This is a genomic window from Photobacterium sp. J15, from assembly GCF_963870815.1.
GTDB classification, from domain to species: domain Bacteria; phylum Pseudomonadota; class Gammaproteobacteria; order Enterobacterales; family Vibrionaceae; genus Photobacterium; species Photobacterium marinum.
Map to the genome: position 1 here is coordinate 1,364,236 of NZ_CAWMUI010000002.1, position 14,356 is coordinate 1,378,591.

Here is a 14,356-nt window from a genome sequence, read left to right on the forward strand (position 1 = left end):
ACTAAATATAGGGTTTAGTGAGTAGGGTGATACAAGATGTGGGGTATTAGGCGAGAAAACGCGGAAAGAAACATTGATCTAGATCACTTTTTAGCAAAGGCCGTTCAGGGATCAACCGATGATTTTGACCTCGCACCAAATTTCAAATGTAAGCTTTTTATTGAGGCTTTTTGTCAACAAATTTAATTGCATTCAGCTCCGATTTTTTAAAAAAAATTCCTTGCAAATTAAACAATCATCTCGTCGTTTTTTTGCAGTGGTACAATCAGTACTCAGCGCAATGAACAAAAATTGATAACAAAAATGTGCAATCAATTCTGACGACCTCAAATGGCTTTATGTGCAACTAATTATTCAATAATTGCATAATAACAACTCGCATATTATCAGTAGCTCTGCTGACTACATTTTGTGTAATTAAGCTGTGGCTTTTTTCAAACATTCAACAAACAACTCGCAATAATCAAATGTCCCGAAGCCAGAAATAAAACGGCACGCTACTGTAACCGCAACACTCCCCTTAACGATTTTCTTAATGTATCAGGTAAATCGATTACAGCTCCCAACAAACTTTTTTGTGGCAGTCATCATTGTGGCAATCAGCATTCTTCTAGTGCTGTGTCATGCTATGCCCGCAATAAGTAAGGCATCAGGAAAAACGAATACAGCAGTTACCGTCACACAGCAACCGCTCATCATCATGAGCTGGAACTTACAGTGGCTAAGTGTGGCAGATGGTAAAATGAAGGTCACACGCTCACAGGAAGACTTACAGCAGCTTAGACAAATCATTAAAGAGGTTTCACCAGACATACTTGCTTTTCAGGAAGTGAACAGCACTAAGGCCATACAAACAGTACTTCCTCGGCAACACAGTTATCGGATCTATATCTCAGATCGAAGCCAATCACCCGAGGAACACTTTTCCAGTCAAAATCAATTTACCGGCTTTGCTGTAAGATCCTCGCTTCAAATTTCCGACAAGCCAGATTTAAAAAAGCTGAATCTGGTGTACCACAATAAAACCAGCAAGAACCGGTTTTACAGCAAACTCAGGTATGGTGCTTATATTGTTCTTTATCCAGCCACAAACAAAGAACTGCATATCCTTAATGTTCACCTAAAATCTGGCTGTTTCAGCCGCAAATACGGTAAGAGGCGCGCTTGCCATGCATTGAAAAGGCAGGGGGAGGTACTGGCTCAATGGATAAAAACAAGGCAAGAAAGTAGTCAGCAATACCTCGTTATCGGTGATTTCAATCACCAACTTAACAGCCAGCAACAATGGCTGCTGACTACTCTGAATCGTTCATCTGCTCAGCCAAGCGTCCTGCTAAGCAAAGAGATTACAGGCGGCTGTACAATCAGTCTGAGAAACAAAAAAGGAGACCGACAAATACGTCACTACAACTCTCTAATTGATCATGCGCTGGCTTCATCAGAAATTGCTCAGGCTATGCGACAAAGCGGAAAATTTTTTCAGTACCACTACCCCAAAAAGCTCATCCAACAGTTTCAACTTTCTGACCATTGTCCTTTAATTCTTCATCTTCCACTAAGCCGAAGAAAACAATGATAACGTTATATTAAGGGTAATATTGATGACTGGTTGGACCTTAATTATATACATGTTACCTAGTATATTTTTTATACAAAGGAGCACAAAGGCTGCGATCACGATCTACATTTCATATAACTGTCATTTAATCTTTATAGGGTTGAGCTTATAGATAAAGGCTAAGAGCGCACCTTGCGTGCAGCTGATACAGAGGATGAATATGGACGCGTTAAACCAATACACATTTGTTGCGCCAACCGAAGAAGAGCTCATGGTTGAGCAGCCAGATACGCTTTATCTCAGCGTTGACAATGATGATGAACTGTCAGATGAAGTGATAATCCTGAACTAACCCGTTATTGAACAGTCAGGATAAACGAATCATAAAAAAGCCCGGATAACCGGGCTTTTTTGTGGAACTTACTCTCTGGCATATCCGTTATTGTAATGCCTCACATCAGGTACGATATTGTGCTTATTCAATAAGCGATACATTGTTGCCCGGGATACCCCCAAATCTTTTGCGGCTGAGGCAACCTGTCCGCGATGCGTCTCAAGAACGGCGACCAGTACATCCTTCTCAGCCTCATCCTTGATGTTACGTAAGCTCTGCTTCAGATTCGCCTTACTCGGTAAATCAAAATGTTCAGCTCTAACTTCATTCCCTTCAGCCAACAACGCAGCCCGCTTAACCTGATTAATCAACTCCCTGACATTTCCCGGCCAGCTATAGCGCAGCAAAAGTTGTTTAGAATCTTCAGAAAATGTTGACGCCATAGTGCTGTACTCCTTGGCAAACTTGGCCAGGAAGGTTTCAGCTAATAAGAAGATGTCAGAACCGCGTTCCCTCAAAGTTGGTACTTTAATGTGGAACACATTTAACCGGTAGTAAAGTTCCTTACTAAATTCACCATTTACTACAGCTGCATCCAAATCAGTACTGGTTGATGCAATGATTCGGACATCTGAAGCTGAATCATCATCCAGGGTTTCACTGGCCGGAGCCTGAAGATATGAGAGCAATTCATCCTGAAGCTCTTTTGATAACTCTTCAACGTTGTCTAACAAAATCGTTCCATTGAAGTAAGAGCCGTCTTCCTGAGTACTGCTGCGATCAAGAAAAGCAATTTTGTTGTCTTCTCTTGTCAGAGAGCTACAGTTCACAGTGACAAATGGTGCATTTTTACGCTTAGACAAATTATGGATCGATTTAGCAATCAGCTCCTTTCCTGTCCCATTTTCCCCTGTCAGGAAAACATTTACTTCGGTCAAAGCGACACGGCGAACCATATCACGTAGCTGCTTGATAGATTTAGATTCACCAAACAAGCCCATATCATGTTGTGATGTTACTTCAGCCCATGAGGTTGCCTCGATTTCCAGCATTCCAAGCTGATGACCAACTGTATCAAGTAAATGGCTACCCGGAATTGGAACAGAAAAGAAATCAACACAAAAGTTATTGATAAACTGACAGATTGCATCAGTTTTCAACTGTTCCTTTTTGATTATTGCAATCCACTTAACTTGTTTGCTTTTATTTGCCCTTAAAGAAATGCTATTTAAGCTAAAATCATTATTGCTTAAATCAACGATGCAGATACAAGGACTGAACTCTTCCAAGATTGAATCAGCCGTACGGAGGTCATAGCAGCAGTGGGTTTTCCAACCAGATTGTTCAAGAAGCGCAATCCAAGGTTCATAGTTGCATCCAATTGCGACTAAACGACCATTTATTGATTTATTTTGACATTGAGCCACCATCGAAGTCACCTTCTTTCAATGTGCATATTATTGTTGATGTCTTAAAAAATATAGGCAATAAACCTCAGATTTGCAGGGTTTCAAATGTAAGAATAATCTCGAAAGACTTAAGATTATAAGCGAAAGGGAAATTTGCTCTTGTAATTCATGAACTTGCTATTGATAAAAAACACAGTTTAAATGGTGAACTTTTAATGAGAAAGGGAACAGAGGTAACAAAAAAGGTACAACTATAAAGTTGTACCTTCATATTAAATAATGACAAATTATGCAACGAATTCAATAGCCGCTATATAAAATAGAATTTTCTAATCGATTCCTGAAAATAGTTTGCTGATTATAACCACTAATATCCGCTTCAATATCCATAATTGTTTGCGTATTAATTTTTGTTCCATCCGCAGTATTCTGAATAATAAAGCCTACACTATCAGAACCGGGAGACGAATTATTTATATTTGTTCCAGGTTCACCTATAGCAATAGATTTAACCGGATCATATGCAATTGCATCACCGGATGAACTTACCAGCATTCCGTTATTAATAGTAAAGTCTGCAATGTGAGTAGACATAATAGTTTCACCATTAACAGCCGTTGTTATTGATAAGCCTATATTAATGACACTGTCATTTACTGAAACAAATCCTCCTCGCATTGTAGACATTTCACTATCAGATAATGCTGTCAAGCCCATCTCATCGAGAGTTAGATAGCTGATGGAGGCATTTGCCACAACAGCGGCTCCTCCCATCATCGATGCGACAAAAATACGAGTTAATTTTTTCATACTAGCCTCTAGTAATCATTTGCACCCGGCAGTGTGATACTAAACGTTGAAAGTGAGTCTCTCGCCACCGCATCTGATATTGGCGATGGTGTATATATATTGTAATTTTCTGCTGTAATAAAGCTATCTCTGCCCTTTTTTGCGTGGTTTTTAACCAGCAATACAGCACCTTTATAATACTTTTTAAAATCGTCTATCGTCATAACGACAGTCCCTCTGGATGGGTCACCGATTATCACCTGCTTACTGTTCATTCCTTTAATTACAACAAAATGCATGTACCCATCAAAATTAACAATTGTTATGCCAGGAATCCTTATTTGCTTAAACTTTTCCAGAGGAATATTATAACCATTAGCATCAAACCCCTGAGAAGTAAGGTAATTTTTCATATCCAACAATGAAAAGCCTTCCCTCTCAATTTTATCCCTATTGCCGTTTTCAAACATAAACTTAAAAACGCTATCTTCTGATGTTTCAATCCCATAATGATATGTTACTAACGATGCAACAGCTGCCGAACCACAGCTAAAGTCATACTGCTGTCTGAAAACATCACCAAAAAGTTGCTCCTGATAACTTTTTACATCTACGTTATATGCCCCTCTATTAGGGAAATAATCAAGTGCATATACCTGGCAATTTGCAATTAGGCCGAAAATAAGCAATGTGGATTTATTCATTTTCATACCGCTCTACTTCAATGGCCGAGTAACTTTAGCTATCAACAACGTTTAATATAAAAAATATGAAGCTTGCCTCAAATTATAATTAAATGAAGGGTCCGAAGACCCTTCATCAACTAATTAATAACCTGGACCAACTCCACCAACAGCATCACCACCTACACCAACAAGCGACGCATTAGTACTTGTTGTTTGTTGAACGAGTGAGTTGTTACCCACGTTCTGACCACTAATATTAATACCTGATGCATCACCAAATACACGGTTCATTTCATTATCCTGATTTACCGTAATAGTAGTTGGTGAAGCTTTACCGCCACAGCATGCACCACCATAGGTAACCGAAGTCCCCATGACGTGACCGTACAACTTAGAGCCAGCAAGGTATTTATTAAGTTCGTATTCTAAATCTTTGTCCAACGTATAGGTTGTCTCGCTATTATCTTCTTTATCGACTTTATACAAGTTACCCACGTTATCTAGCTTTAGAGTGTCATTATCTTCATTACCCACATAATCTTTGTGAATTGTTTTACTTTTAGTTAGCTCTGCATTTTTATCGACATACAAGTTACCACTACCATCAATAACTAAATCGCCATCGTGTTCATAGTAACCATAGTCATAACTATGATCATCAGCCAAAGCCAGAGGTGAAGCCACAAGCGCTGCAATTAGCATAAGATTTGTTTTACGCATGATATACTCCAAATATATGTAAAATTTCACGTCCATGCATCTAAGATATAACTGCTATCGCGATATCATTATTTTAAAGCAATAACATAACCTTAAAACTGAAGAAATATTGTTACTGTGTCCTGCGAAACCCAAATTGTTATTGTAATGGATTTTGTTCGCTGACATATTTTCATATGTCAGCATGGATAGACTAACAATTACTTCAATGTCAGGTTAACCACGGTCGCATTTTGAATTAACACATTGTTACCAGTGTTCTGGACAACATTTAATACACCGGATGCATCACTAAAAGAATTAGCGTCAATAACATTATCACCCGTAGTATTATTGTATGCCCCATTACCTGCAACATCGCCATACATATCTGAACTTGCCTGAAAATTATCAATCTTCAGTTCGTACTGTCCGCCTCGAGACTGATTCATCATATTTTCAGATAAAGTTTCAGAGTTTGCTAGAATATCCAACTCATCTGCAATTACCCCATATGAGGCCAGAGTGATTGCTATCAGTGTTAAATATTTCATGACATCCTCCTGAGAGCTGAAAATCAGCCCTCAGTTATGTGTGTTAATTATTGACCTGAAACACCTGTGATCATTGCATTAGTACTAGCACTCTGTTGTACCAGAGAGTTATTACCTGCGTTTTGACCAGCAATATTAATACCAGATGCACTGGTGAATGCGTCTTGCATAGTGTTAGTTTGAGTTACGACCAGTGATGACTCAACTGGATCACCATATCCATGGTCGTAACCATAACCATCACAGCAACCAGCACCATACGTTACTTCACTATATGTAACCGCACCATCCAGCTTGGACTTAGCCATGTAGTAGTTCTCTTCAATATGGATAGAGTACTCTTTTGAATTGTTGTATTTGCTATTGTCTGTGAATTCATAAATATCTTTATTATTCACATCATACAAAGACATATAATCATTATCTTCGTTATAACTATCTTTAACTGTTACGTCTTTGTCATAACTAACAGTTAATGTTTTATCAATATCTTTATTAAATGAATCCTTTACTACAATTCCATCGTCATCATAACCATCATCATAACCATAGCTATCACTACCAGTATCTGAATACGGGTCATAGTCATAACCATATGGGTCACTGTTTGCCAAAGCTAAAGGAGAACTAACAACTGCTACTAATAGCGCGATACTTGTCTTACGCATAATCCTACTCCAAATATGTTGAGTTGTCTGAGTTGTTATTTTTTATGGTCTCTCGCATAGCCATACGAGATAACTTAATCATAGTTTTGACCACTTCTACCTTTGTATTATTTTTAATAAATAAACTTTCTCTAATATTAAAAGTAACTTAGAACTTAATTTTGATTTTTTTTGTTATTCGAACAACTACAATTCTCACCATAATAAATTAATTTTAAATTTTAAGAAGCTTATCATTAGTCTTATTAATCAGACAACGACAAAATAATCTCATCAATAAGACAAATAATTGAGACTGACTATTAACATCTTAATCTCACCTGAGCTAACCTTTCCCTATAAGCTCATATATGAATAAAAAAGCAATTAATATAAGACGCTCTTAGGGGTTTACGCTAAGTAAGTGAGGGAAACGTGAGTATTTTCAATAATAAAAGCTTAATAGCGCTGCTTGCTTTAATATCATCACCCGTTATTGCAGAAGAGTCCTCCTCGTCTCATGAGACAGAAAAACCGAAACGGGTACAAACCGTTAGTGACATATTCGAACAGCCTGGCGTTTTAACACCCAAAGGCTCGTTTGTTCTGGACACCTCATTTTCTTACACACAAAACTCTTCAAATTCTGTATCCGTTGTTGGTTACACTATTCTGCCTTCTTTAATAGTAGGGCTGATTCGTGCCAGTGATATAGACAGGACAACACTTACCTTGGGCCTTACCGGGCGTTACGGTATTACCAACCGCCTTGAAGTCGAAGCTCGCATCCCCTGGGTTTATCGCTCTGACTCCATTTCCGAGCGAGAACTGAACAGTGGCTCAAATGAAGCAAAGCTACGTACAGTCGATGGCAGCGACATTGGAGATATTGAAGCGGCTTTCAAATACCAAATCAACATGAAAGAGCCACCTTACTGGATTGGTAGCCTGAGATTCAAAACAACAACAGGGAAATCCCCCTACGATGTACCAATCAACGACCTGAACGACTTTGAAGAGCTTCCAACCGGTTCTGGTTTTCCAAGTATCGAACCCGGCATTAGTATGATCATGCCTATTGATCCGGCCGTGATCTTTATGAACTTCAGCTATATATGGAATATAAAGGATGATGTAAAAGTGGATGTCACCATTCCGGGTGAAGATGGTGAGCCAGAACAGCAGCTGGTTGTAAATACCATAGATCTCGGCGATACAATTGGATTTAGTGCAGGAATGGGCTTTGCCGTTAATCCTAAATTTTCTTTCAGCATAGGACTAAGCCACAAAACAATCCTAAAGTCTAAGATTAACGGTTCAACAGCAGATGATGCCAAACTGCTACAACTGGATTCTCTCTCTTTTGGTGCCAATTATGCTGTCGACCGTGATACAACAATAAACATTGGTGCAACAGCTGGCCTTACTGCCGATGCGCCTGATTTCCAGCTTTCTGTTCGTATACCCTATACACTTAAGTAAATTCCTCCCTGCCTTCGGATTCACATCCGGAGGCAGCATCGCACCAATGACTAAAGTCTAATTTTCCTCTATGCTATAACGCTTAAACTAAGAAGCTGAGAGCAGGAATTAATTCATGTCCAACCCTTTAGACACAGACCAGATTGCGGCAATCCAAGGTTATGACGCAGAAAAACGTTACAAGTATCTGGTAAAAGAGGTTGTTACAAACCGGCAAATCTGGATTCTGACTGATGAGCATGGCTGTGTCATGTTAAACACTGACGATGAAGATTGTGTACCGGTATGGCCAAATAAGGAGTTTGCCGAAGCATGGGCGACAGGTGACTGGGAATCCTGTAAGGCAGAAGCAATTTCTCTGAATAAATGGCATAGCCGCTGGACACACGGACTTGAAGATGACGAACTGGCTGTAGTGATTTTCCCTAATCAGGATGAAGACGGGCTGGTCGTTTACCCTGACGAACTGGACTTTGAACTGAAGCAACAGGCTCGCAAGCAAAACCAACGCTGATACCCAACATTTGCTTCAGCAAGGAAACATAGACCAACAAGAAAAGGACGAGTTTTGTCCTTTTCTTTTTTACGGTTGAGATTATTTGGAGATTTTGTCATGGATGCGCTAATCAACCTGCTCAGACATAGTCCCGAACAGGTCGGCTTTGAAGCCGTTCTTAAGACTATCGAGCGACATTACCATTATACGCCGACAGCCTTCAGTAATGGCCTTGGTAATGAAACATTGTCAAACCCGGCAGGGAATAATGAAGGATCATGCAGGATCTTCGCTTTTGCACGATTACAAAACCTAACAGAAGCGGAAACTCTGGCCTGCTTCGGACATTACTATCGTGACAATGTTCTGCAGAACCCTGCTGGCAATGACCACAAAAACATCCGCAACTTTATGAAGTACGGCTGGCAGGGTATCCGATTTTCCGGTGCACCTCTTGCTAAGAAATAGCTCTTCATAATTACGACAATGGGACAGTACTGTCCCTATTTACGCAACTTCCCGACAAAGTTAAGCAGATGGCTTCATATACTGCAAAATATGACACAGTCATTATCAAATAGTAAAAAATGGTCAGAATGGGAAGACAGTCACAATCCTGCAACATTACCCCCCTTTTTTGTGGCAACCGTCCTTGAAAACACAGGTATCGGACAGATATCTTAACCGAGCGGATTAGGAAATTATTCCGTCACCACTCAAATCGAGGTGGTTATTCAAGGAGTTTCAATGGTTGCAAAATCCTTATTCAGAACATGCTTCGTTCTAATGTGCATTCTTGGCCGAAGTCCGATTGCTTCAGCCATGACACACGAATTTAACAACCAGGAGATCAAACACCCTTCACCTACACAGGGTTGTAAAGAGACATTTCAACGCTCACTTAGCGGTCTTTTTGCTATCCCAAGCTACAATGCAACAACCCTTTACCAGAACCATACCGACTTTGATAGCCTCTACGCAGAAGCCGTTAAAGCACAAAATGAACTGGAGAAAATCATTCGTCAGGTGGGACTGTTAACAGGAAATCAGCCAAAACTGCCCGGCGTAAAATCAAAAGCCAGAGCGCAACACAAAATTGATACAGAACTAAACGGGAATGCTCACAAACTGACTGACCTGGCCCGTGGTTCATTGGTTGCAAACGATATTGGCAGCCTTGTGCAATCTTTCGAGCAGTTATCCCATGAAGTCACCGTCCTTGAAGTAAAAAATCGCTTCAAGCAACCAGGACCTTCAGGTTACCGTGATCTCAAAATGCTGGTTAGATTACCGAAATCACGGCACATTGCAGAAATCCAACTACATCTGGCAGCGATTTCCGACATTAAAAACGGGGAAGAGCACAAAATTTACGAGCAAATCCAGAATATCGAACGACGAGCAAAAGCCGAACAGCGTACCCTGACTGAATTAGAATCAGCCAAACTGACTGCGCTGCGTTCCCAATCACAGGCACTTTACCAATCAGCCTGGCATCAATATCTTCAGCCAGAAGCTCTAGCCAGCTAATACCCTTCTGTACCTGAACCAGCCTGACAATAAAACTCAGGCTGGCTTATTCAGGCTTAAATTTCCAAAGACTAGTTAAGTTCAACATGCCAAACTTCATCTGGTAATTCATATTCTGTTCAGATTCGTTTGTTATTCTAATCACTGTTAAAGAGAAATTTCTCAACAACTTGGTACGTCACTTTTCTCAAACTTTAGTTTGACTATCACTGTCTTACGTACGTTGCTGAAGCCCAAAAATGGCGAGTTTCAGCACAACAGGAGTTGTTTAATGGATCTTAAATCTGTACTTCGAACCTGCTTTATTCTTTTGTTTGTCTTTGGACGTGGCCCGGCTGTTGCGGCTCCCTTGGCAAACTATTCAGATTCGGACTTTGAGGTACCATCCAACCAATCAGAAGCAAGTAAGAAATCATTTCAACGCAGCCTAAGCGGGCTATACAGCATTAATAGCTGGAGGGATTCATCAATCACCCAGCCTTACAGCGACTTTGATCAGCTCTATCAAAACGCTTCTCTTGCACAACAGGAGCTAGATAACCTGTTGCGAGAAATCAGCCTGGTCACAGAAACTCAAGCTATCCTGCCGGGTATCAAATCTGAACATCGTGCCAGAACTAAAGTTGCGACTGAATTGCAGGGACAAACGCATAAAATTACAGACCTAGCCCGTGGTTCCCTTGTCGCTGATGATATTCCTGCTCTGGTTCAGGCCTTTGAATTACTGGATAAAGAGATCACCATCGTTGCGGTTAAAAACCGTTTCAAAGATCCGACGGACTCGGGTTACAGGGATTTAAAACTACTGGTAAAGCTCCCGGAGAGTAACATCATTGCTGAAGTTCAGCTTCACCTGGATGCAATCTCAACAGTCAAAAATGGTGAGGAGCATGAAATCTATGAGCAGATTCAAAAGATTGAACGAAAAGAGTTGGAGCAAAATCGAAACCTGTCTGAATTTGAACATGCACAAATCGCCAAGCTGCGAACGGTTTCAAAAAACCTTTATCAGGAAGCATGGCAGCAATACCTGCAACCTGAAACTGTAGCAGTCTAAAACAAACGGATACAAAAAGAGCGCCATCAGGCGCTCTTTTCAGTTTCAGGGAACTGCAATTACTTGTGAACCATGATATCCAAGATCTGAACATCCGTTTGTGTCATCGCACCATTCGCCAATGCCGACATATTGCGAATCGAGGCATCAACATCGTCAGCAACAATACCTTCATTACCGGTAACACGGATGCCATCCAGCGCCATCAACGCCGCTTTTACTGCTGCACTAGCAGATGAAGACACTTTCATTGCGCAGCTAGTTTTTGCACCATCACAGATAATCCCGGTAATATCGCCGATCATGCTGCAGATAGCATCACTTACCTGCTTAAACTGGCCACCAAGCAACCATGTCATTGCCGCAACTGCACCCATTGATGCTGTTGTCGCACCACAAAGTGCAGACAGCTTATTCTGGTAGCTCTTAATGTAAATAGCCATCAGGTGAGACATCATTAGTGCACGAGCAAGAGTATCTCTGTCAGCTTTAACATGCTCAGCAACCACCAGCACAGGCATCGTTGCCGCAATACCCTGGTTACCGGAACCTGAGTTACTCATGGCTGGTTTCATTGCTCCGTCCATACGTGCATCTGAAGCAGCTGATGTACGGCAAAGCACATCCGTCAGCAAGCCACCGGATAGCAGACCACGCTCAACATTTCGCTGGAAAGTAACACCAATCTTCAAGCCGTATTTACCGGTCAAACCTTCTTTCGACAGCGCGTCATTCAGTTCAACTGCCTGCACAATGAATTCGATATCTTCTACCGGTACATTAAGGGCAAAATCATAGATATCTTGGGCTGTTGCCTCGGAGAAAATATTTCCCGGCAGTTGTTCTTTCTGAACAGGTTTAGGATCAGCAATAAATACCGACTCACCATTAACCTCAATGGCAACCACATTGGTATGGCCGTCAGCAATGATCACTGTCGCCTCATTTTCACCATCGCTGACTGTAGCTTTGGCATACAAAATATTAGAAACCTGAGCGACACCAACTGAAACCTGCTTTTGATCAATCATCAGCTTTGCAGACTCAACGTCTGTCGGTGTAATATTTTTCAGAACTTCAAGGCCAGCGTCAGCATCACCCGCAAGCGCACCGACAGCAGCCGCGATAGGCAGGCCAACCATACCAGTACCCGGTACACCAACTCCCATACCGTTTTTCATCAGGTTCGGTGAAACAAATGCATCAACACGGGTTGGCTTGCTTTTAAGATGAGTAGTCGCAATAGAAGCCGCCAAGGCTACAGAAACAGGCTCGGTGCAGCCAAGTGCCGGAACGACTTCTTTCTTTACTGTTTCAATAAAACCGGTCCAGAGGTGCTTTTTCATGTTATTCCCTTCAAAAAACAGATGGAAGTAGGAGTAAGGAATTACCTTTTGTTTTATAGGGTTAATTTACACCTGTCTTAAGGAAAATGTTTTGCCTATTTTGCTATGCCTTACTGAATAAAGAGAATTATTTTCTCCTATTGAGCAATTTCACAACTAACAACCACCACAGCTGCCACAACGCCAGTCCTCAGCATTTACTGCATGATAGAAAAATCGAAAATGTTCTTCATCAATAGGCACATTATGCTGTTCAAAAACATCGGCCAGCCAATCGACATTGGCGACAATCCAGTCATCTTCTTTGTCACCTTCAGCGTAAAGTGGATCATCAGGGTCCATGAAGTTATAAATTCCATAAGTTCCCATATCTTTTTCCAGTCTGTCTTCCGGTAGTTGCAGCAGGGTGTTGTTATAGTGAATTTCCCAATGGCCCAGACACAGGGTGTTCCCCACTGATGTCCAGCGAACCTGAAATGGATTTGTCATTTTATATACGGAGGTAAGTCAAAAGTGGCACATAATATCCGCCACCAAAGACAGGTCAAGTTCTCATCATCACTCTGATGACTTGACGATAATGCTTAAAGCTTAACACCAACGGCGCACTTTTCTGCAATATTCGCGATATTCATCGCCAAACATTGCTTCCAGTACATCCTCTTCCGGCTCAATCTGAAAGTTGTTCATGTAAAGGATAAACAGTGGGATCATAATGACCGCAGAAATTGCGGATAAATAAACAAATGCCGCAATAAGCCACACAAGCAAACCGAGATACATAGGATTACGGGAAAAACGATAAATTCCGGAAGTAACCAGTCGGGATGCTTTATGAGGCTTATGAGGATTAACTGTCGTTCTTGCTCTGGCGAAAGCCACTATTCCAGCCAGCCCCGGTAAGGAGCCGATAAGCCCTAAAATCCATACCAGCGCATACTGCCCAGAAAAGGAAAATACCCACAAAGGCCAGTAGACAGAAAGTAAATACATACCTCCCAGCGTCACAAGTAATACAAGGGGTGGTGGTAATTTCAAATACATCAGGATCAGCTCCAGCAAACTTTACGTATTAACTTATAGCCTGTTTCAATCAATTGCACAATTGGCACATTACACTCTTAATGATTTTAATTTATTGAAAATAAAGAACAAAAAAGTGATGACAAAGTAATCAATTGCGTAGCTGCGCTAAGCCTTATAGAATCCCTTCTAAAATACAAGCCATATATCATTCTGTTATAAGCATCATGTCAGAACTTAAATACTTGCAAGGATACCCTGAATCGCTCGTTGATCAGGTACGCAACCTAATCGCTAAGCAACAACTTAAGCCATTTCTGTTAAAGAAATACCCGTGCTGTCATGATATTAAAACAGAAAAAGCGTTATATGATTTTGTTCAGGAACTGAAATCAGATTACCTGAAGAAGTCTGCCCCTATCAGCAAAGTGGTCTACGACAAAAAAATACATGCCGTTGATCACGCTCTCGGACAACATGCCTTTGTTTCGCGGATACAGGGAAGCAAACTCAAAGCCAAACACGAAATACGCATTTCCTCTATTTTCCGGGAAGCACCGCTACCGTTTCTGCGTATGATCGCCGTCCATGAATTAGCTCACCTGCGGGAAAAAGAGCATAACAAAGCATTTTATAAACTGTGTTGCCATATGGAGCCGGACTACCATCAAATAGAGTTTGATATGCGGCTCTTCCTGACTCAAATAGAGCTCTCCGGCCAGATATATCCTTGAATATAATATAAA

Annotated in this window: 17 protein-coding genes; 8 read left to right on the forward strand and 9 right to left on the reverse strand. The window is 40.9% G+C overall.

All coding sequences use genetic code 11. The annotated features are described in order from the left end of the window. Window positions 1-535 precede the first annotated feature (535 nt). Both AACQ93_RS23110 and AACQ93_RS23115 read left to right on the forward strand, forming a co-directional pair. Window positions 536-1,576 carry an endonuclease/exonuclease/phosphatase family protein gene (locus AACQ93_RS23110; RefSeq protein WP_064609215.1) on the forward strand — a complete coding sequence of 347 codons (1,041 nt, stop codon included), beginning with the start codon at window positions 536-538 and terminating at the stop codon, window positions 1,574-1,576. Window positions 1,577-1,778: 202 nt separating this feature from the next. Next, window positions 1,779-1,910, forward strand: a complete 132-nt coding sequence (locus AACQ93_RS23115) for a hypothetical protein (RefSeq protein ID WP_007464161.1) — start codon at window positions 1,779-1,781, stop codon at window positions 1,908-1,910. A 68-nt stretch (window positions 1,911-1,978) separates the two neighbouring features. Here AACQ93_RS23115 and AACQ93_RS23120 read toward each other — a convergent pair whose 3' ends face one another. The 6 genes from AACQ93_RS23120 to AACQ93_RS23145 all read right to left on the reverse strand — a co-directional run bounded on the left by AACQ93_RS23120 (window position 1,979) and on the right by AACQ93_RS23145 (window position 6,697). Further along, window positions 1,979-3,322, reverse strand: a complete 1,344-nt coding sequence (locus AACQ93_RS23120) for a sigma-54-dependent transcriptional regulator (protein ID WP_064609217.1) — start codon at window positions 3,320-3,322, stop codon at window positions 1,979-1,981. Window positions 3,323-3,601: 279 nt separating this feature from the next. After that, window positions 3,602-4,111, reverse strand: coding sequence for a hypothetical protein (locus tag AACQ93_RS23125; RefSeq protein WP_036798999.1), 510 nt, complete (start codon window positions 4,109-4,111; stop codon window positions 3,602-3,604). Window positions 4,112-4,119: 8 nt separating this feature from the next. Further along, entirely contained in the window at window positions 4,120-4,794 is a 675-nt protein-coding gene (locus tag AACQ93_RS23130) for a C39 family peptidase (RefSeq protein WP_064609731.1), read from the reverse strand. Between the two features lie 123 nt (window positions 4,795-4,917). Next, window positions 4,918-5,496 (reverse strand): hypothetical protein, encoded by a 579-nt coding sequence (locus AACQ93_RS23135; protein WP_064609219.1) that lies wholly within the window; start codon window positions 5,494-5,496, stop codon window positions 4,918-4,920. A 200-nt stretch (window positions 5,497-5,696) separates the two neighbouring features. Continuing rightward, on the reverse strand, window positions 5,697-6,029 hold the full coding sequence (locus AACQ93_RS23140; RefSeq protein WP_064609221.1) for a hypothetical protein: 333 nt from the start codon (window positions 6,027-6,029) through the stop codon (window positions 5,697-5,699). 47 nt (window positions 6,030-6,076) lie between these two features. Next, a complete protein-coding gene (locus AACQ93_RS23145; protein WP_064609223.1) occupies window positions 6,077-6,697 on the reverse strand; it encodes a hypothetical protein in 621 nt (206 codons plus the stop codon). A 414-nt stretch (window positions 6,698-7,111) separates the two neighbouring features. Here AACQ93_RS23145 and AACQ93_RS23150 point away from each other — a divergent pair, with 414 nt between their 5' ends. From AACQ93_RS23150 to AACQ93_RS23170, 5 genes are all read left to right on the forward strand, one after another. Then, a complete protein-coding gene (locus tag AACQ93_RS23150; RefSeq protein WP_232323385.1) occupies window positions 7,112-8,158 on the forward strand; it encodes a transporter in 1,047 nt (348 codons plus the stop codon). Between the two features lie 115 nt (window positions 8,159-8,273). Then, entirely contained in the window at window positions 8,274-8,672 is a 399-nt protein-coding gene (locus AACQ93_RS23155) for a DUF2750 domain-containing protein (RefSeq protein WP_064609225.1), read from the forward strand. Window positions 8,673-8,771: 99 nt separating this feature from the next. Beyond that, on the forward strand, window positions 8,772-9,122 hold the full coding sequence (locus AACQ93_RS23160; protein ID WP_064609226.1) for a HopJ type III effector protein: 351 nt from the start codon (window positions 8,772-8,774) through the stop codon (window positions 9,120-9,122). A gap of 279 nt (window positions 9,123-9,401) precedes the next feature. Next, window positions 9,402-10,184 carry a hypothetical protein gene (locus AACQ93_RS23165; protein ID WP_064609228.1) on the forward strand — a complete coding sequence of 261 codons (783 nt, stop codon included), beginning with the start codon at window positions 9,402-9,404 and terminating at the stop codon, window positions 10,182-10,184. Window positions 10,185-10,455: 271 nt separating this feature from the next. After that, window positions 10,456-11,241, forward strand: a complete 786-nt coding sequence (locus AACQ93_RS23170; RefSeq protein ID WP_064609230.1) for a RelA/SpoT domain-containing protein — start codon at window positions 10,456-10,458, stop codon at window positions 11,239-11,241. A gap of 59 nt (window positions 11,242-11,300) precedes the next feature. Here the strand turns inward: AACQ93_RS23170 and AACQ93_RS23175 are convergent, their stop codons facing one another. The 3 genes from AACQ93_RS23175 to AACQ93_RS23185 all read right to left on the reverse strand — a co-directional run bounded on the left by AACQ93_RS23175 (window position 11,301) and on the right by AACQ93_RS23185 (window position 13,631). Further along, window positions 11,301-12,587: an L-cysteine desulfidase family protein gene (locus AACQ93_RS23175; RefSeq protein WP_064609232.1), complete on the reverse strand. Its 1,287-nt coding sequence runs from the start codon at window positions 12,585-12,587 to the stop codon at window positions 11,301-11,303. A gap of 156 nt (window positions 12,588-12,743) precedes the next feature. Next, entirely contained in the window at window positions 12,744-13,076 is a 333-nt protein-coding gene (locus AACQ93_RS23180) for a hypothetical protein (RefSeq protein ID WP_064609234.1), read from the reverse strand. 102 nt (window positions 13,077-13,178) lie between these two features. After that, window positions 13,179-13,631: a methyltransferase family protein gene (locus AACQ93_RS23185; protein ID WP_064609236.1), complete on the reverse strand. Its 453-nt coding sequence runs from the start codon at window positions 13,629-13,631 to the stop codon at window positions 13,179-13,181. Between the two features lie 206 nt (window positions 13,632-13,837). Between AACQ93_RS23185 and AACQ93_RS23190 the strand changes: the two genes are divergently transcribed. Further along, the gene (locus AACQ93_RS23190) at window positions 13,838-14,344 is read left to right on the forward strand and encodes a YgjP-like metallopeptidase domain-containing protein (RefSeq protein ID WP_064609238.1); all 507 of its coding nucleotides are present in this window, start codon (window positions 13,838-13,840) and stop codon (window positions 14,342-14,344) included. The last annotated feature ends 12 nt before the right edge of the window (window positions 14,345-14,356 follow it).

Bases quoted from the DNA above. Each gene is read 5' to 3' on its own strand.
- AACQ93_RS23110 (WP_064609215.1), top strand. From the start codon at position 536: ATGTATCAGGTAAATCGATTACAGCTCCCAACAAACTTTTTTGTGGCA.
- AACQ93_RS23115 (WP_007464161.1), top strand. From the start codon at position 1,779: ATGGACGCGTTAAACCAATACACATTTGTTGCGCCAACCGAAGAAGAG.
- AACQ93_RS23120 (WP_064609217.1), bottom strand. From the start codon at position 3,322: ATGGTGGCTCAATGTCAAAATAAATCAATAAATGGTCGTTTAGTCGCA.
- AACQ93_RS23125 (WP_036798999.1), bottom strand. From the start codon at position 4,111: ATGAAAAAATTAACTCGTATTTTTGTCGCATCGATGATGGGAGGAGCC.
- AACQ93_RS23130 (WP_064609731.1), bottom strand. From the start codon at position 4,794: ATGAATAAATCCACATTGCTTATTTTCGGCCTAATTGCAAATTGCCAG.
- AACQ93_RS23135 (WP_064609219.1), bottom strand. From the start codon at position 5,496: ATGCGTAAAACAAATCTTATGCTAATTGCAGCGCTTGTGGCTTCACCT.
- AACQ93_RS23140 (WP_064609221.1), bottom strand. From the start codon at position 6,029: ATGAAATATTTAACACTGATAGCAATCACTCTGGCCTCATATGGGGTA.
- AACQ93_RS23145 (WP_064609223.1), bottom strand. From the start codon at position 6,697: ATGCGTAAGACAAGTATCGCGCTATTAGTAGCAGTTGTTAGTTCTCCT.
- AACQ93_RS23155 (WP_064609225.1), top strand. From the start codon at position 8,274: ATGTCCAACCCTTTAGACACAGACCAGATTGCGGCAATCCAAGGTTAT.
- AACQ93_RS23160 (WP_064609226.1), top strand. From the start codon at position 8,772: ATGGATGCGCTAATCAACCTGCTCAGACATAGTCCCGAACAGGTCGGC.
- AACQ93_RS23165 (WP_064609228.1), top strand. From the start codon at position 9,402: ATGGTTGCAAAATCCTTATTCAGAACATGCTTCGTTCTAATGTGCATT.
- AACQ93_RS23170 (WP_064609230.1), top strand. From the start codon at position 10,456: ATGGATCTTAAATCTGTACTTCGAACCTGCTTTATTCTTTTGTTTGTC.
- AACQ93_RS23175 (WP_064609232.1), bottom strand. From the start codon at position 12,587: ATGAAAAAGCACCTCTGGACCGGTTTTATTGAAACAGTAAAGAAAGAA.
- AACQ93_RS23180 (WP_064609234.1), bottom strand. From the start codon at position 13,076: ATGACAAATCCATTTCAGGTTCGCTGGACATCAGTGGGGAACACCCTG.
- AACQ93_RS23185 (WP_064609236.1), bottom strand. From the start codon at position 13,631: ATGTATTTGAAATTACCACCACCCCTTGTATTACTTGTGACGCTGGGA.
- AACQ93_RS23190 (WP_064609238.1), top strand. From the start codon at position 13,838: ATGTCAGAACTTAAATACTTGCAAGGATACCCTGAATCGCTCGTTGAT.